Source organism: Nocardia sp. NPDC055029 (assembly GCF_053608525.1).
Map to the genome: position 1 here is coordinate 18980 of NZ_JBSGVQ010000045.1, position 17360 is coordinate 36339.

The following is a 17360-nucleotide window of genomic DNA, read 5'->3' on the forward strand; positions in this document are numbered from 1 at the left end:
AGGTCCGGCCACCGTGCTCCGGTGGCCGGACCTACCTGCGCGAAACGTGACGGCTAGAGACAATCACCCGCAGTGAGTTCGGCTTCAGCTACCGCGGTGAGTTCGATGGTCTCGCCGAAACCCTCGTGCAATTCCGCGAGTGTTTCACCGCTCGCATCGGCAGCCAGGGCGCAGCCGATGAGATCCTCGGTCACTTCGATGGAGACGGCGTCGGCGGCCGGGGCTGCCGGGGCGGCCGGGGCAGCGGGAGCGCCCGGAGCAGCCGGGGCGGGAGCGGCCGGAGCGGCCGGTGCAGCCGGGGCGGCCGGAGCAGCCGGGGCGGGAGCGGCTTGTGCCATTCCCACGCCGAAAACCGATACAGCGGCAAAAGCGACAGCGAATGCACTGGTCTTCATGAATCGCATTTGTGCTCCTCAAATTTGTAGTCGTGTACTACATCTCGGAGACCTGCGTACTTGCAGCAAGTACTTTAAACACGATGCCGAATTCGGTCAACTCCCCTACACAAATTAATTTCCGGGAGTAGGCCGATATATTCACCAATCGACTGGGATTTCGGCAGGCATGATCGCCATTCGGTGTGGATGCCAGGGCACCCGCGCCATCGGCACCGTCAGCCGAATGCCGGGCAGACGGTCGAGCAGGACCCGGAACGCTATGTCGGACTGGCGGCGGACCACCTGCGCGCCGGGACAATAGTGCCGACCGTAACCGAAGCGCAGATGCGGGTTGGGTGTGCGGGCAGGGTCGAAGATCTCGGGATCGGCGAACGCGGCCGGGTCGACGTTGACCGCGTCCAGCGACAGCAACACCAGGTCGCCTTCCGCGACGGTCACCGAACCCAGCTCCGCGTCCCGGGTCACGTAGCGCGGGATCGCATTGCCGAGGACGACGCTGCACCGCAGCAACTCCTCGACGCAGTGCGGCATCGTCTCCGGGCGGGCACGCACCGCGCCGATCACCTCGGGCCGCTGGAGGAGGTTGAGTGCCGCGACGCCGAGGAAGCTCGCGAAATCCTCGTAGCCGCTGACGAACAGGACCGCGACGATGTTCGCCAGCTGATGGTCCGTCAGCCCGTGCTGCCGGGCGTTGAGATCGGCGAGGCGGTCCGCCAGGCCGCGCGGCTCGCCGGGGCGGCGGGCGGCCATGTGCTCCTGCATGTAAGTGCGGATCTCCGCCCAGTTGCGGGCGAGCTCCTCCGGGGAATACGTCACCATCGTCAGGTCGATATCGGCTCGTTCGGCGAGCAGGCGGTGGTCGGCGAAGGGCAGGCCGAGCAGGCGGCACAGGCACTGCGCGGCGACCCATTCCGCGAAGTGCCGCTGCAGATCGCCCGCAGGACCCTGCCGGACCATGGCGTCGAGGCCCTCCCCGGTGATCTCGGCGACCCAATCGGCGGGGAGATCGGGCTGGTCGCGGCCGAGGGCATGGAGCACTTCGTCGCGCAGCCCCGCCTGGTGGAGGTGGTTCATCGCGTCCAGCAGCTCGGGTGCCAGGATCGGGGCGTCCTGCGCCGGACTGTCGGCCTCGGCCAGCACGGAGCGGGCGAACGCGCGGTCGCGCAGCACGCGCTTGGTCAGCTCGTAGCCGGTGACCAGCCACGCCTCGCCGCCGGAGTTGGTGCCGACCCTGGCCACGGGGCATCGGCGCTGCAAGTCGGTGAGTTCGGGGGCGAGGCGATCGCCCTTGGTGCTGAACGGATAGCGGTAATCGACGGTCACGGCGTGCGGACCTCTCTCTCGACGTCGTCGGTGGTTCGTTCGGATCGTCACCAGCGCACGGGAAGCTGTGCGGGGGCGCGCAGTGGGGTCGCCTCGTCCCAGGGAATCGCATCGACCGGGACCGCGAGCTCGATGCCGGGCAGCCGTTCCAGCAGCACCTGGATCGCGGTGGCGAGCTGCAGCCGCGTCAGGTGTCCGCCGGTGCACGCGTGCGGGCCGTGCCCGAACGCGACGTGTGCGTTGGGTGACCGGGTCAGGTCGAGGCGGTCGGGGTCGGCGAACGCCGCGGGATCGCGGTTGGCCGACGCCGGTACCGGGACAACCGCGTCACCGGCGCGAATGTGCTTGCCGTGCAGCGTGAAGTCCTCCTTCGCGACGAGGATGTTGATGGCGTTCATCAGCGGCACGTACCGCAGCAATTCCTCTACCGCCGTGCCGATCCCGGACGGCTCGTCGCGCAGCCGCCGCAGCGCGCCGGGGTGGGTGAGCAGGGCGAGCAGGGCATTGCCCGTGTGCTGGATGGTGGTCTTGTAACCGGCCATCAGCATCGTGACGACGAAGCTGACGACATCGTCGCGGGTCAGATCGCTACCGGGCGAACGGCTCTGGGTGAGGAGTAGCCGGATGTAGTCCTCGCCCGCATCCTCCCGCTCCTTGCGGTCGATGAGCGCGGTCGCGTAGTCCTGCAGCGCGGACAGGGCCGCCAGCACCTCCGTCATCGGCACTCCCGACGCGCCGAGGAGGGTGAGCGTGTGCGGTAGATAGATGTCGCGGTCCTCGTGCGGCAGGCCGGTCGTCTCGCACAGCACTCGCAGCGGCAGCGGGTCGACGTAGGAGGCGACGAGATCCGCTGTGCCGTCCACCGACCCCGCCACCATGGTGTCGATCAGGTCCTCCGCCATCGCCCGGATCCGCGGCCCCATGGGCTCCAGCCGCCGTCGGCCGAACAGCGGCAGGACCGCGCGCCGCACGCGCTCGTGGTGCTCGCCGGTCATTTCCAGAAACGTCGGAAGGCACGGCGGCGGCGCGGTATCACCTTCGCGCAGCGGCCAGGCGGACAGCAGCGGACGCTCGAGCCGGGGATCGGCGAACGCGGCACGCACATCGGCGTACCGGCTGAGCAGCCAGCCCGGCTCACCGTTGGGCAATTGCGTTCGGACAACCGGCTTTTCGCTGCGCAGCCGGGCGTAGGCGCACGGCGGTCCCGCGGTGCCCGGCTCGACGGCAGGGACTCCGGCGAGCGTGTCGACGTCGCTCATCGGCTGGTCACCGACGACTCGGCGGCGGGGCGGGCAAGGTAACCGGAGGTGACCAGGTATTCCAGGTAGCGGTCCAGCAGGACGGAATCGACCGGCGGACAGTGCAGTCCGCTGCCGGACAGCGCCGTCTCGGTGTTGACCCGTCCCAGCACCGGGAACGTGTCCTCGAGGTACATCTCCTTGACGGACATGTCGGCGGTGCGGCTGCGGTCGACGCACAGGGACACGAAAGGGGCTGTCGCGCTGGTCGGATGCTCGGCGACATGGCGTACCAGCTCGTCGACCCACTGCGCGTACGGCAGGGTCCGCAGGACGAAGCCGGCGGCACGCATCCGGGCCAGCACGTCCGACAGCATGGCCGGGCGCGGGTTGGTGAGATGGTGGACGCGGCCCTCGGCCGGGTGGTGGGTGGCGATGTAGACAACGGACTCCGCGAGGTGGTCCACCGGCACGAAGTCCATGGGCAGCTCGATATCGGGGGCGAGCCCGGTCTCGGCGATCGTCTTGAACAGCGAGCAGATGGCTGTGTCGGTGTTGCACACACCGTCCGTCCGGTCGCCCATCACCTCGTACGGCCGGTACACCGCGACCGGCAGACCCTGCTGCGCAGCCTGTCGCAGGACGCCCTCGGCGACCCACTTGCTTTCCGCGTAGCCCATGGTGAGCCCGTCCGCGTGCGCGAGTGGGAGATCTTCGGCGACCGCGCGGACCCCGGCCGCGCCGAACCCGGCGACCACGGCGACCGTCGAGAGGAAATGCACCGGCACCCGCCGCGGTGCCGCGATCCGGACTATCTCCCTGGTACCGCCCACGTTCGCTGCGCGCAACTGCTCATACGGATAGAGGAAGTTGACGTGAGCGCCGTTGTGCACCACCAGATCCAGGGTGCGAGCCAGCCCGTCCGCGTGCGCCTGCGACAGGCCGAGCCGGGGTTCGGTCAGGTCGCCGGGGAAGCACTCCACCCGGCGCCACGCGGCCTCGTCCGGTTGCAGTCCGTAGCGGGCGAGCGCCGTGCGGACCCGCTGTTCGGCGCGCGGCCGGTCGGCCGCCCGCACCGGGCAGTGCACGCGCGCCGTCGTCGAGCGCAGCAGCCGGTCCAGCAGGAAGGCGCCGACGAACCCCGAGGCGCCCGTGAGCAGCACCTCCCGCGGGGCGTGCGGGCGTGGGGGCGGGCTCTGCGCGGGCGGGAGGTCGAAGCCGAGCTCGGTCTCCTTCGCGAAGTCGACGACCTGCTGCGTCGCGGCCATGGCGCCCGCGCGCGCCGCGTCGACGGCAGCCGCGAAGCCCACCAGGGTGGGTGTGGCCAGCAGCGCCCTGATCAGGCCGGAGCCGCAGGCGGCATCGAGGTTCAGGACGGCGAGGGTGCGGATGACCGTCTCGGAGGCGAGCAGGGAGTCGCCGCCGAGCAGGAAGAAGTCGTCACGCGGCGCTGGCCGCACGCGCAGCACTCGGTGCCACACCTGGGTGAGGACGCCGAGCAGGCCGTCGGCCGCGGCCTGGTCCGCCGTCCCCGCACCGGCGACAGCCTGCAGGCTCGCGCGATCCACCTTGCCGCCGCTCGTCACCGGCACCTGGTCGAGGGGCACCAGCACCGGGACCGCCTGCGGCGGAAGCCATTGAGCGCAGTACGAGCGCAGCTCCGGCAGGGGCAGCGGGTGGCCCGCTCTGGTGGCGGTGACGTAGGCGGTCAGCGCCCCGTCCGCGGCGTCGACGATGGCCTCGCCGACCGCCGGGTGCGCTCGCAGCCGGGCCTCCACCTCGTCGAGTTCGATGCGCGCGCCGCGCAGCTTCACCTGGCGATCCAGCCGCCCACGAAACTCCAGGAGCCCGCGGTTCCACACGGCCCGATCGCCGGTCCGGTACAGCAGTCCGCCCGGTTCCACTGCGGGCAGCCGCACGAACCGCTCGGCGGTCAGGTGCGGGTCGCCGAGGTAGCCCAGGGCCAGCCCGTCCCCGCCGACGTAGAGTTCGCCCTCTTCGCCGGGAGCCGCGACCGAGCCGTCGGCCCGCACGACGTGGCAGGTGGATGCGCCGAAGGGAAGGCCGAGGGGGACGTGCGTGGCCTCCGCGGGCAGCGGGCTCAGGACGTGGGCGGTGGAGACCACCGAATTCTCGGTCGGACCATAGAAGTTGACCACGGTGGTGCCGGGACAGGCCGCCAGTACGGCATTGGCCAGGAGCGGGTCCATCGCCTCGCCGCCGGCCGAGACGAGCCGCAGCCCGGCCGGCGCTTCAGGGTGGGTGCGGGCGAGGAGATGGAAGACACTCGTTGTCAGGTAGGCGATCGTCACGTCCTGCGCGCGGAACAGCGCCGCCAGGGCGGTGGGCGAGAGCAGTTCCTCCCGGTCCGCGATGACCAGGCACGCGCCGGTGAGCAGTGCGCCCCAGATCTCGATCGTCGAGGCGTCGGAGGACAAGCCGTAGGCGTGCAGGACCCGGTCGCCCGGTCCGGGCGCGGGCAGCCGGTCATCGGACAGGACGAGCCGGACCACTCCCCGGTGCGGGATAGCCACCGGCTTGGGGCGACCGGTCGTGCCGGAGGTGAACACGACGTAGGCGCAGTCGGTGGCGCAGGCGTGGCGCGGCTGCGGGGAGTCCGTCGTGTCGCCGGTCAATCCGATGCGCACGCGCAGCCCACGCACCTGGCGAGTGCTGCCGGGGAGGATGACGGCGGCCCGGAGCCCGGTGTCCTCGGCCATGGCCCGCAACCGCGCCGGCGGCAGGTCCTCGTCGAGCGGTACGTACGCGCAGCCCGCCTCGAGGATGCCGAGCAGCGCGACCAGCGCGTCCAGCGAGCGTCGCCCGCACACGCCGACCAGCTCGCCCGGCTCGACGCCCCTGGCGCGCAACCGTGCCGCCAGGGCCTTGGCCTGGGTGGCGAGCTGCCCGTAGGTCAGGCTGCGCTCGCCGTGCCGGGCAGCGGGCGCGTCCGGCCGGGCGGCGGCCTGCGCCTCGAACAACTCCGGTATGAGTGCGTCGCGGGGATAGACCGTCAGGGCAGGCGCCGTGGATGCGGTGCGCGGGCGTGCCGAACCGTCGAGGTAGGTCACCAAGTCCTTCTCCGTTCCTACGGCTTCGGTTGCTCGGTGCGTGCGGTGTGCGGTGTCAGACGGTGTGGGCGTCGCGACCCACGTCGGCGCCGACTTCGGCGAATCCGGCCGCGAAGGCGGCGAAGTCGGCGGTGCGCCAGCGCTGGGGGCGCATGCGGACGGTGATGTCGTGCGCGAGCTGGTCCGCGGTGGCCGCCAGATACGCGCGCGCCTCGTCGGGGTCCAGGTAGCGCTCGGCCAAACTCGCCCGGACAGCCGGATCGATCGGGTCCTCGACGGCGGTGACGGGTCCCTCGACGCTGACGTACCGGTACGGCCGCCGTTCGTCCTGCACGCACAGGCTGAATCGCCCGGCAGCACGCAGCAACTGGGCCTTGATCGTCTCCCGCCCCGTCTCGACGACGATCTCACCCCCGGGCTCGTAGCCGTACCAGACCGGGACGACCAGTGGGCCACGGTCGCCATTTCTGGGATCGGAGACACTCAGAACGCCGACTCGGGGGGCGGCGAGGAATTGTTCGCGATCGTCACGGGACATTGCGAGCAGCATTCGGCCACGCTCCTGTGATGAGGTGTTCCGGGGCATCATCTGCAATTCCGACACGAAAACGCCGAATTCCTGAACCCGCCAGAATGGTCACATTGCTGAAACTACTGAATTCGCTTCATGTGGCGACGATTACAGTACCAGCGTGGCCGGTCGCATCCAATACATTCCGACCAATCGGGCGAAACCCGAATCAGGATAAATGACCTAGGTAGCGGCCGAGGTGGGCGGCCGCGTCGAGCATGGCGAGGCCCCGGGTGGTGAGGCGTTCGCGCCAGTCGTCCAGTGCTCGGGTCACCGCATCGGTGCCACCCGCGTCGCGGATCTGGGTGACGACGAGGGCGATGCGGTGCAGGGGATAGCCGCCGCGGCGGAGCAGGTGGGCGAGTTCGGCGTCGCGGATGTCGTCGGGGCCGTAGCGGCGGTATCCGGTGGCGGGATCGCGTGGGGGCGTGAGGATTCGAGCGGCTTCCCACTTGCGCAGGGTCGCTGGGGTGACCTCGAGGAGGTGGGCGAGTTCGCCGATGGTTCGGGACTCGCTCGCCTGGGGAGTGATGGTGGTCAGATGGGTGATCGCCTTGCGGACCGTGTCGAGGGTGGCGCGGTCGCGCAGTAGCTGGTGGTGACCGGCGTCGATGACGGCCAGCGCGTCGTCGAGTTCGCCGTGATGGACGGCCTGCATGATGCGGCCGCTCGCGGCATGGCCGTAGGCGGGGATCAGGGCGAGATAGGCGCGCAGTGCCGCCGCGTGTACCTCGGTGTAGATCCGGTAGCCGCTCGGTGTGCGCTCGGCGCCGGGGAGGTACCCCGCCTGCTCGTAGTTGCGGACCGCTTGCGTCGAGAGCCCGTGTTCGCGTGCCAGGTCCGAAGGTCGCATCTCTCCCACGGCTTGGAGACTTTACGCCCCTGATCGACTGGTGACCTGGCAGAAGCCTCAACCGAATGTTCAACGATACGATTGAGACACATGAGCCAGGACATTCGAGACTTCGTTCCGCCCACGTGTGAGCTCCTCGCGTTCGGTGAGCCGACGCATCAGGAACCCGCCTTCCCCCTTCTCCGCAATGCGCTGTTCGCCCGACTCGTCGAGCTCGGCTTCCGGTCCTTCGCCCTCGAATCCGATCGGGTCGCCGCTCTCACCGTCGACGACTACGTCCGGCACGGCATCGGCAGCCTCGACGAGGTGATGCGCACCGGCTTCTCGCACTTCGGCGACCTGGCCGCGAACCGGGAACTGGTCGCCTGGATGCGTGACTACAACGCGAGCAGGCCACCGGCCGAGCGTGTCGCCTTCTACGGCTTCGACGCGCCGCTCGACAACACCAGCGCCCCCAGCCCCCGCCGCTATCTCGAATTCGCCCGCGACTACCTGCGGCTCGAGACGGATATCGCCGATCTGGCAGGCGAGGACGAACGCTGGCATCGCGACGAAGCGATCCTCGACCCGGCGATGTCGCCCGGCGACACCGAGGAAGCGCGGCGATTGCAGGCGCTCGCCGACGACCTGCTCAACACGCTCCATGCCCGCGCACCCGAGCTGATCGCCGCGACCTCGGCGGCCGAATGGCGCAGGGCGGCAGTCCATCTCACCGCAGCACTCGGCCTGCTGCGCTACCACCGCCAGTCCGCGCGCCGCGTCGACGAGACCACCCGGATCTCCGGCCTGCTCGCCACCCGCGACGTCCTGATGACCGAGAACATCCGCGACATCCGTGACATCGAAGCCCAGCGCGGCCCCACCCTGCTCTACGGACACAATGTGCACCTGCAGCGCAACCTCAGCACCATGCCGATGGCAGGCATGATCCTGCGGTGGTACGGCGCCGGCGCCATCCTCAGCGCACTGTTCGGCAACCGCTTCACCTTCCTCGCAGGCAGCCTCGGGGCCGGCCCATCCGGTCTTGCCGGCAACGAGCCGACCGGGGCCGGACTCCAGCACGACTCCATCACGTGGGGCCTGTTCCCTGCCGCCGGCCTGACCGCCACTCCTACCGGACCGACCTCGGACCGGAGCTATTTCCCGCTCGAGCAGGAGACCATCGACGGCGCCGACGCGGTCCTGCACATCGCGCAGAGTGGCGCACTCGTCGTTGGGGACGCGTAAGCGCTGAGCCAAGACCCGAGCGGGCACGTCAGCGGCGTGCCCGCTCGAGCACCTCGTCCTCGGTGAGCGCGCTGTTCGGATGGTGGCTCAGGCACATCGGCACCTGGATCTTCCCGAACCCGGTGCCCTCGGTGGCGGCGTAGAACCGCCCGGCGGGCAGGCGCGAGATATCCTCCACGCGACCACCTTTCGCGCGGGCGAGCTCGGTGGCCGCCTGGATCTGGATCGACGCGTTGAGCAGCCCGATCAGCTGCGTCGCGGCATTGCCGGTGACCAGGTTGTGCAAGGCCTTGGGCGCCTGCGTCGCGTACACCATGCCGAGCCCGTACTTGCGCGCCTGGGTGGCCAGTTTCAGCGTGCTCTCCGACGACGCGGTCGTGCCGCGGGACGGGACGAAGGTCTGCGCTTCGTCGAGGACGAGCAGCCCGCCCAGCGGGCGGTCCCCGGCCGGATTGCGCTTGATCCACGCGAACAGGGCCAGCTGCAGCTGGTTGACGAAAGTCTGGCGCTGCGCGTCGGTGGGCAGGCCGATGCAGCTGATCACCGACACCCTGGCACGTTGTCCGTTCGCCGGGGTGAACAGCAGGCTCGGATCGAGATGTTCACCGGCGCCGCCGAACAGGGGGTCGTTGATCATCGCCGCTTTGAGTTCTTCGGCCATGCTCTGGGCCAGTGTCAGGGCGTTCCTGATGGTGCTCACCCCGTCGGGCAGTGTCGCCAGCAGGGTGACGAATTCGCCGAGGTCGTTGCCGCCGCCGCGGGCGAAGTGGGTCATCGCCTCGGTCAGCACCGCCCGGCCGGTCGCCTCCTTGCGCGGGGTGAGCCCGGTGCGTGGGACGAGACCGGCGACCGAGGCGTCGATGGAGGTACGGAATTCGTCCGGATCCTCGCGCACCACGCTGAAGTCGGGGAGCGGGTTCAAGGCGAGGGGCCTGCCCGCTTCGCGGCGTGGCGTCCAGATCACGACATCGGTGTCGTCGAGGTAGCGCTGTGCCCGGTCGCGATCGCCTGTGCCCCAGGTGCCCGGCGGCGACGGCCAGGCGTCGCCGAGGCGGGCCAGGTCGTTGTTGGTGTCGACCAGGATGGAGGAGACACCGTGCAGGGCGGCTTCCTCGACGAGGCGGCGCAGCAGCACCGTCTTTCCCGACCCGGAGCCGGCGAAGACCGCGGTGTGCTTGCGCAGGAGCAGCAGGGGGACCCGGAAGTCCTTGCCGCTGAGCGTGTCTCGACCCAGATACACCGCGGGAGCCTGGTCGTCCGGGAGTTCGGCCCGATCGCCCGATCCTGACGACTCGTCGCTGTCCGCCGGATCGGCGGGCACCAGGTCGTCGGGGCCTCGATTGCCCGGCGTCAGCTCGCCGGGGGCTGGATCGCCCGGCGTCGGGTCCCCCGCACGGGGATCGCGTGGCACCGGATCGCCTGGGAACGGGCTGCTGGGTGGCCCATCGATAGTGGTGGTCTGCCCGCCGTCGGCAGGGGTCGGCAACACCCGGGTGAGCAGTGGCGAATTGCTCGCCGGCTGTCGGTGCTCCAGCCACGACAGGAATCCCGGACGCCCATCGGCGAACATCGATTCCAGCGCGGAGAAGGTGCGCAGATCGTCCTCGGAGATCGGCACCGCCATTCCGTGTGCCGCCTCGAGTTCCGCCAGCTGCGCGACAGTCACCGGACCACGGGAAAACGGAGTGTTGCGCAACACCACCAGGCGTCGCCGGGAACTGCCCGGGGTGATCCCGGCCTCCAGTACGGCAGAGCGCAGCCGGGTCTGCACCGCGCGCGGGTGGGGATGGGCGATCGCGCGAAAACTCCAGTGTTCCTCGTCCTCGGTGGCCTCGTCGATGGTCCGGCGCAGGCGCGCGTGCAGTGCCGACGTGACGCCGGACGGGGTGTCGACATTCAGGGCGGCGCCCTTGCCGTTCTGCTCGAGCACATAGCTGCGCAGCGCGGCGTACAGCAGCGGGTACATCAGGGTGTCTTCGCGGTCCGGGTCCAGCGGCGCTGCCACATCGGCGTCGGCTCTGGCCCTGGCGAAGCGTTCGTCGAAGGCGGCGAGCTCACTCGATGTGGGAACGACCGGCCGTGCGACCGGATCGGCTGTGGCCGTCACGAACTCGGCCATTTCCGTTGCCGTGTTGGCGTCGAGGCACAGGCGCACATGCTCTTCCACCCGCTGCAACAGCCGACGCGGGGTGAAGCCGGTGACCTCGGCCCGGTCGAAGGCGCTCGGCAGTACGGGCCAGGTGGGATAGGGCGGTGCGAAACCGATCTCGCCATACACTCCACCGAGGTGTCGTTCGACGATCGCTGTGGCAACGGCTGCGCCGGGCATGGCGGTAGACAGTTCGAGCACGGTGAACCGGTCGGCGGTCGAGTTCACCGAGCGGGTCGCCAGCAACTCCCAGGAACGCGGAATGCAGGCCACCACGATCAGGGTGCGGGTGGTCTCCTCACGCATCCGGACCAGCGCGTCGGCGAGCCGGTTGGCCAGCAGATCCGCGTCGGTGTCGGCGGATTGGGCGATCACGGTGTCGATCTGGTCGATCGCCAGCACAACCGGACCGGTGAGGGCGAACAGCCGGGTCAGATCGCCGAACTTCAACTGTGGGTCGCGGTGGCCGCGCCCGAATCCCCACGCGTCCACCTCGGCCGGATCGATGCCATCGTCCAGGACGAGGAACGCGTGCCCGACATCCCGCGATCGGCCGCGACCGCGATAGAGCACCAACGCACGCAGGGTGTCCGCGCAGTCGACCGCGACCTGTTCGTCGATGGCCGCGATCCGCTCGAGGAACGTGTCGAGATCGGCGCGGCTGACCTCGAGCATGCCGCAGAGGCGCATGCGCAACTCCGGGCCGCAACCGGCCCGGTCGGCCAGCGCGCCCAGCATGGGACGCAGCTGTCCACTTTCGGACCCGAGCAGCCGGGTCACGATGCCGTGCACCGCGCCCGCCCAGAACGACATGCCGTCGACCAGCTTCGGCATGAAGAACCAGCCGTCGCGCTCGTGCACGTGCTGACGCAACCAGCCCAGCATGTGCGTCTTGCCGACCCCCTTCTCGCCGCTGAGAACCAGACCGGTCGGTGATCCGGTCGGCCGGCGCACAGCGTTGTCGACCGCCCTGGTGATCGCCTGGATCGCCCGCGGGTGCAGACCGTCGACGTGATGGTTCAGCGGGCCCCAGATCTGGTCGGGGCTCAGGACGCTGCTGAACTGGATCGACGTGAGAGCGTGGTGGCGCTCGTCGTTCACCGAGGCACCTCGATCATGAGCAGATGTCGGGCTGTGCCTGCGAGCACGACAGCGGCGTCCGCGTCTTCGGCGGTGAGTGTCTTCTGGTCGGCTTCGGACCGGACATGCACGCCTTCACGGCGCGCGAGAATCCCCAGCGCTCGGTCGAACTCGTCCGCGGGCACACCATCGAGCCGGTCACGCAGGATCGCCAGCCGGATCGGAGTGCCCTTGCCACGCGACAGCTCGGTGTACGCCGACTCCACCTGCCCGGCGACATTCGGGCGGAAGACATCGGCGAGCGTGTGCCCGGACTCGTCGAGATGGCGGCGGAGGCCCGCGAGCACGGCATAGAGGGTGCCACCCGCTCCACCCGAGCGCGCCGGGCGATCTGCGGCGAGTTCCTCGGTGCACCACACCGCGCCACGATCGGTCAACTCGTGCACGTAGGCCCGGCCGATGCGTGTGCTGTCGACCAGACCGAGGTCGTTGAGCTGCTGGCGCGGCTTGCCGTCGAGCTTGATTCCCGCGACGGCGGAGAGTTCGGCGTTGGTGAGTTCGCGCGCCTCGGCCATCAGCACGAGCAGGACGAAGCGCTGGGTCGCGGTCAATCGGTCGTCGGTCATCGGTGTGCGGCTTCCTTCACAGGGGGTTCGGTGGTTGGTCGAGCACGGTGAATCCCCGTGCCGCGACGGTGATTTCGCGAGTGCGGCCGGTGTCGACGACGACGCCCTCCGCGCGGACATGCTTTCCGCCCCGGTGCGCGGCTAAGGCGACGTGGTACTCCCGTGCGTCGGCCAGACGCACGGTGATCGCTCGAGTGCGGCCGGTCGCGACGCCGTCGACCCGCAGGATGCCGCGGATCCGGACAACCCAGCGGTCGCCGTGCTCGTCGTCGGACAGGCCGATCACGGTGCCTTCGACGGCGCCGACTTCAGTGGGTGGTGGCGCCGCGACCAGTGGGAGCGGGTCGAGCGGGGCGGTGGGAATCGGTTCGCGCTCGGCCGTGTGAGGGCTGTCCCGGAGGGCCGGGCCGATTCCGGTGGGAAAGGTCACCGACTCGTCGAGGCGGGGCGCCGATCGTGACCAGCGAAAGTCCAAGGCGAAGGCTGTGTCGTCGCCGTCGCCCGCCAGGTCCGCGAGTGCGCCGACGGTGGCTTGGCCGAGGTCGTGCCGGAGTGGGCCGGCGACGGCGGAACTGTCCGCAGAGCGTGCCGCGGCCCGGACGACCGTGGCGGTGTCCAACAGGCGGGCCGCGGTGCGGCGGCCGAGGGACTGTTCGTGATCGGCGGGGATCGCGACCTCGAATCCGAACGGGCCGGTGCACGCTGTGAGGCGGGTGTCCCGCAGCAGCCAGCGCACACGCGTCGGAATCGAATCCGGTGTGCGCCACGGTGAGTTGGTCACCTCCGCGTAGGCGCTGTGGGTGACGAGATCACGCAGTGCGGTCAGCGCCCGCGCGCCGTCGGCCAGCAGCACGGTCGGATCGGTGTCGTCGGCCCGGCGGTAGGTGACGATGTCGAGGTCGGGTTCGGTGATGTCACGCCAGATCGTGCGCTCCGGGAGTCCCTCGGCGTCGGCGATGCAGCGGATCAGCTCGCGCAGCCGGATCGCGGTGTCGGCCAGGGTGTCCGACGGTGGGACCAGCACGTCGTACTCGTCGCGGCTCCAGACATCGGCGGCCCGCCACCGGCCGGTGACGGTCCAGCCGTGGTCGCGCAGGTAGTCGACGACGTCGGCGATGACGGGTGTGGGCAGGGCCATCGGGTCACCTGCCGGTCAGAACGGGGGTGTCGAGGACGAGCGCGCGCAGGCTCGCCACCGTGAGGACATTGCTGACCGGGACCTTCACCCGGATTCGACCCCGCGGATCGTCTGCCGACAACGGGGCATGGTCGCGCAGCGACAGGTAGTACCCGATGTGGCGCAGCAGCAGGCCCGCTGTGCTGAGGTCGGTGTAACCCTCGGCGCGGGCAGGCACATGGACGACGAACAGGTAGCGCGGCACCTGGAATTCGGGGCCGGCCAGCTTGTCGTATTTCCTGCGATCGAGACCGTCGTAGTTGAGGATTCCGTGGCGGACAACCGGTTTGGCGATCGTCTTGACCTGGACCTCGATCCGCGGCGAGAAGCCGACGGGAGTCCGGCCGGGCATCTTCAGGCTCAGGTCCACACCGTCCAGATCGGCATTGTCCTGCGACCACATCAGCCCCGCGGCCGAGGCGAGCACGCGCACATAGTCTTCACCGAAGTTGCCCTGGTGATTCCCCGTGTCCAACCCGTATCCCCTCGCCGCGACCCCCGGCATCCGCCGTCGACGACGACACTCTAGCCGTTTGCTGGGTGGCCGTTCAGGCTTTCCGCGGGACCCGAGGAAGACTCGAGAGTTGTTGACCGACAGCCGGATCGGCGGACGGTCAACGACGCATGATCAGGTCGCCTGGCTCACCGAGGACATGTGGAAATCCGGGATGCGCAACGGTGGCATGGCGGTGCGGGTGAACCAGTCCTTCCATTCACGGGGGAGGGTGATCTCGGTGGCGCCTGCCTCGGCAACACGGCGCAGGAGGTCCAGGGGGCTCTCGTTGAAGCGGAAGTTGTTGACCGCCGCGGTGACCCGGCCGTCCTCGACGAGGTAGACGCCGTCGCGGGTCAGTCCGGTCAGCAGGAGGGTGGCTGGGTCGACCTCGCGGATGTACCAGAGGCAGGTCAGCAGGAGGCCGCGTTCGGTGCGGGCGATCATGTCGTCCAGCGAGGCGTCGGAGCCGCCGGTGAGGAGCAGGTTCTCGCCGGGAAGAGTGGCGGGAGCGGCGAATTCGGCGGCGGTGGCGCGAGGGTAGACCAGGGACTCGATCACGCCGGAACCGATCCAGTCGACACGTTGCGCGGACAGGCCGTTGTCGAAGACCGACAGCGATTCCGACGACGACGGGGTCGCCACGAAGGGCCGGTATTCCAGGCCGCTCGCATTCGGATCGGAGGAGAGGGTGAGCGGAATGTCGCTGAGCCGCTCACCGATCCGGGTGCCGCCCGCGCGGGAGAAGGCGGTGTGGCCTTCGTGCGCGCCGCGGCCTTCCATGGTCCAGGCCAGGTAGATCATCAGATCGGCCACGGCCGACGGGGGCAGCAGCGTCTCGTAGCGGCCGGCGGGCAGGTCGACGCGGGTGGCCGACCAGTCCAGTCGCCGGGACAGCTCGGCGAGCAGACCGGGGGTGTCGACATCGGTGAAGTCGGCGGTGCCGACACCCACCCAGGCGCTCGCGAGATCGCTGCCCTCGCCGCGCTTCCCGTTGATCTCCACCGACCCGGTGGGCTGGCTGTACCGGCGGCGGATGCCGGTGGAGGTGCCAAGCCAGGTGGTGTGCAGCTGGTGGTGGGCGAAACCGTAGAGGCGGTCGGTGCCGTCGAACCCGGTCGACAGGTCGCGGGCCAGACCGGCGAACACGTCGATCTCGGTGGCGCCGGGCGCGTGGTCCCAGGTGGCGGTGTCGTCGTGCGTCGGCTCGAGCAGCGGCATCGCGTCACGGGCCTGGGTCGCCGTGCGGGCGGCCTCCTCGCTCGCGCGCACCACCGCCTCGATATCGGCCGGATCGACGCTGGTGGAGCTGATGCTGCCGACCCGTGCCGCGTTCGGGCCGTCACGGAACACCGAGATCACCGCCCAGTCCCGCGACACCGAGGAACCGTTGGTGGTCATCGAATTGCCTGCCCACCGCAGCGACGCCTCGTGCGCGTCGGTGACGATGACGATCGCCTCGTCGGCCTTCGAGGCCGCCAGCGCGCGCTCGACCACCGCGCCCGCGGGAAACACACCGGTTTCGCTCAGCTCGCTCACTGCCCGCCCTCCGTCCGGGTGTTGAGAATAGTGACCCCGCGCACCAGCACCGACGGGCAGCCGTGACTCACCGCCGCCACCTGACCGGGCTGCGCTTTACCGCAGTTGAACGCCCCGCCGAGCTGCCAGGTGCTCGGCCCGCCGAGCGCTTCCATCGCACCCCAGAAGTCGGTGGTCGTCGCCTGGTAGGCGACATCGCGCAGCTGACCGTCCAGCTCCCCGTTGCGGATACGGAAGAACCGCTGGCCGGTGAACTGGAAATTGTAGCGCTGCATATCGATCGACCACGACTTGTCACCGACGATGTAGATGCCGTTCTCGACCCGCGAGATCAGCTCGGCGGTCGTGGTGTCGCGCTCCGGATCCGGTTGCAGCGACACATTCGCCATCCGCTGGATCGGCACATGATGCGGGGAATCGGCATACGAGCAGCCGTTGGAACGGTCGAGCCCGAGCCGCGGGGCGAACACGCGGTCGAGCTGGTAGCCGACCAGGATGCCGTCGCGCACCAGATCCCACTGCTGGCCCGCCACCCCCTCGTCGTCGTAGCCGACGGTGGCCAGGCCGTTGACCTGGGTGCGGTCACCGGTGACATGCATGATCGGCGTGCCGTAGCGCAGCGTGCCCAGCTTGTCGGGAGTGGCGAACGAGGTACCCGCGTAGGCCGATTCGTAGCCGATCGCCCGGTCGTATTCGGTGGCGTGACCGATGGATTCGTGAATGGTCAGCCACAGGTTGGTCGGGTCGATCACCAGATCGGCCGGACCGGCGACGACGGTGGGCGCCTTCACCTTCTCGGCCAGCCAGCTGGGGATCTGCGCGAGTTCGCCTGCCCAGTCCCAGGTTCCGTCGGCGCCGGTGACGTATTCCCAGCCGCGGCCCGCCGGAGCGGCCAGGGTGCGCATGGTCTCGAACACGCCCGACGCGGAGTCGACGGTGATCGCCTCCAGCTGCGGATGCAACCGCACCCGCTGCTGGGTGATCGAGGACCCCGCCGTGTCGGCGTAGAAGACCTGCTCCTTGACCTGCAGGACCGACGCGGTGACATGGTCGACACCGTCGGCCGCCGAGAGCCGTTCCGAATAGTCCTGCAGCAGTGCCACTTTGTCGGTGGTCGGCACCGCGAACGGGTCGAGGTCGTAGGCCGACACCCACGACACATCCTCGTAGCGCGGCTCGTCTGCCAGCTCCACCCGCTCGCGGTTGAGCGCGCGCAAGGTCGTCGCGACGGTGACCGCGCGCCGCGCCACCTCGGCGGCGATGTCGGGGGTGAGCGCGGCATGGGAGGCGAAACCCCAGGTGCCGTCGACGATCACGCGCACGGCCAGACCCAGTTCGGTCGAGTCGGTGACGGCCTCCACGCGCCCGTCGCGCAGGCGGATCGACTGCGTCACCAACCGCTGCACCCGCAGATCGGCATGCTCGGCACCAGCCGCACGGGCCGCCGACAGCGCGGCCTCGGCCAGCGCGCGCAACCCGAGCGCAAGGAACTCCTCGTCCACTTCTCTGGAAGTCGCGGTAGTCACCCCGCCTACGCTAGCCGGTGGCACCGACACGCGGGACCCGTGCACAGGATTGCCCGCGCGAAATCCCGGTTCCGGCAGCGACAACCGTG

General features: G+C 69.7%; 13 protein-coding genes. 1 reads left to right on the forward strand and 12 read right to left on the reverse strand.

Annotated elements, in window-relative coordinates; genetic code table 11:
• Positions 1 to 53 precede the first annotated feature (53 nt).
• The 6 genes from ACWF9G_RS29465 to ACWF9G_RS29490 form a co-directional block, all read right to left on the reverse strand.
• Entirely contained in the window at positions 54 to 395 is a 342-nt protein-coding gene (locus ACWF9G_RS29465; RefSeq protein ID WP_452519302.1) for a hypothetical protein, read from the reverse strand.
• Between the two features lie 141 nt (positions 396 to 536).
• Positions 537 to 1721 (reverse strand): cytochrome P450, encoded by a 1185-nt coding sequence (locus ACWF9G_RS29470; RefSeq protein ID WP_452519304.1) that lies wholly within the window; start codon positions 1719 to 1721, stop codon positions 537 to 539.
• 47 nt (positions 1722 to 1768) lie between these two features.
• On the reverse strand, positions 1769 to 2980 hold the full coding sequence (locus ACWF9G_RS29475) for a cytochrome P450 family protein (RefSeq protein WP_452519306.1): 1212 nt from the start codon (positions 2978 to 2980) through the stop codon (positions 1769 to 1771).
• A complete protein-coding gene (locus ACWF9G_RS29480; protein ID WP_452519307.1) occupies positions 2977 to 6030 on the reverse strand; it encodes an amino acid adenylation domain-containing protein in 3054 nt (1017 codons plus the stop codon). The genes ACWF9G_RS29475 and ACWF9G_RS29480 overlap by 4 nt, the downstream gene beginning before the upstream one ends.
• A 55-nt stretch (positions 6031 to 6085) precedes the next feature.
• The gene (locus tag ACWF9G_RS29485) at positions 6086 to 6580 is read right to left on the reverse strand and encodes a pyridoxamine 5'-phosphate oxidase family protein (RefSeq protein ID WP_452519308.1); all 495 of its coding nucleotides are present in this window, start codon (positions 6578 to 6580) and stop codon (positions 6086 to 6088) included.
• Positions 6581 to 6770: 190 nt separating this feature from the next.
• Complete coding sequence (locus ACWF9G_RS29490; RefSeq protein ID WP_452519310.1) at positions 6771 to 7454, reverse strand: TioE family transcriptional regulator; 684 nt, start codon at positions 7452 to 7454, stop codon at positions 6771 to 6773.
• 90 nt (positions 7455 to 7544) lie between these two features.
• On the opposite strand from ACWF9G_RS29490, the gene ACWF9G_RS29495 reads away from it, so the two are divergent.
• Positions 7545 to 8681 carry an erythromycin esterase family protein gene (locus ACWF9G_RS29495; RefSeq protein WP_452519312.1) on the forward strand — a complete coding sequence of 379 codons (1137 nt, stop codon included), beginning with the start codon at positions 7545 to 7547 and terminating at the stop codon, positions 8679 to 8681.
• Between the two features lie 28 nt (positions 8682 to 8709).
• On the opposite strand, the gene ACWF9G_RS29500 is transcribed toward ACWF9G_RS29495, so the two are convergent.
• From ACWF9G_RS29500 to ACWF9G_RS29525, 6 genes are all read right to left on the reverse strand, one after another.
• Positions 8710 to 11931 (reverse strand): AAA family ATPase, encoded by a 3222-nt coding sequence (locus ACWF9G_RS29500; RefSeq protein ID WP_452519314.1) that lies wholly within the window; start codon positions 11929 to 11931, stop codon positions 8710 to 8712.
• On the reverse strand, positions 11928 to 12536 hold the full coding sequence (locus tag ACWF9G_RS29505; RefSeq protein WP_452519315.1) for a hypothetical protein: 609 nt from the start codon (positions 12534 to 12536) through the stop codon (positions 11928 to 11930). The genes ACWF9G_RS29500 and ACWF9G_RS29505 overlap by 4 nt, the downstream gene beginning before the upstream one ends.
• 16 nt (positions 12537 to 12552) lie before the next feature.
• Positions 12553 to 13674 (reverse strand): hypothetical protein, encoded by a 1122-nt coding sequence (locus ACWF9G_RS29510; RefSeq protein WP_452519317.1) that lies wholly within the window; start codon positions 13672 to 13674, stop codon positions 12553 to 12555.
• A 4-nt stretch (positions 13675 to 13678) separates the two neighbouring features.
• Complete coding sequence (locus ACWF9G_RS29515; RefSeq protein WP_379309380.1) at positions 13679 to 14188, reverse strand: DUF4365 domain-containing protein; 510 nt, start codon at positions 14186 to 14188, stop codon at positions 13679 to 13681.
• Positions 14189 to 14341: 153 nt separating this feature from the next.
• Positions 14342 to 15721, reverse strand: coding sequence for a metallopeptidase TldD-related protein (locus tag ACWF9G_RS29520; RefSeq protein WP_452519330.1), 1380 nt, complete (start codon positions 15719 to 15721; stop codon positions 14342 to 14344).
• Between the two features lie 20 nt (positions 15722 to 15741).
• On the reverse strand, positions 15742 to 17271 hold the full coding sequence (locus ACWF9G_RS29525) for a TldD/PmbA family protein (RefSeq protein ID WP_452519319.1): 1530 nt from the start codon (positions 17269 to 17271) through the stop codon (positions 15742 to 15744).
• Positions 17272 to 17360 lie beyond the last annotated feature (89 nt).

Coding starts and splice junctions, on each gene's coding strand:
- ACWF9G_RS29465 (WP_452519302.1), bottom strand. CDS start 395: ATGAAGACCAGTGCATTCGCTGTCGCTTTTGCCGCTGTATCGGTTTTC.
- ACWF9G_RS29475 (WP_452519306.1), bottom strand. CDS start 2,980: ATGAGCGACGTCGACACGCTCGCCGGAGTCCCTGCCGTCGAGCCGGGC.
- ACWF9G_RS29485 (WP_452519308.1), bottom strand. CDS start 6,580: ATGCTGCTCGCAATGTCCCGTGACGATCGCGAACAATTCCTCGCCGCC.
- ACWF9G_RS29490 (WP_452519310.1), bottom strand. CDS start 7,454: ATGCGACCTTCGGACCTGGCACGCGAACACGGGCTCTCGACGCAAGCG.
- ACWF9G_RS29495 (WP_452519312.1), top strand. CDS start 7,545: ATGAGCCAGGACATTCGAGACTTCGTTCCGCCCACGTGTGAGCTCCTC.
- ACWF9G_RS29505 (WP_452519315.1), bottom strand. CDS start 12,536: ATGACCGACGACCGATTGACCGCGACCCAGCGCTTCGTCCTGCTCGTG.
- ACWF9G_RS29510 (WP_452519317.1), bottom strand. CDS start 13,674: ATGGCCCTGCCCACACCCGTCATCGCCGACGTCGTCGACTACCTGCGC.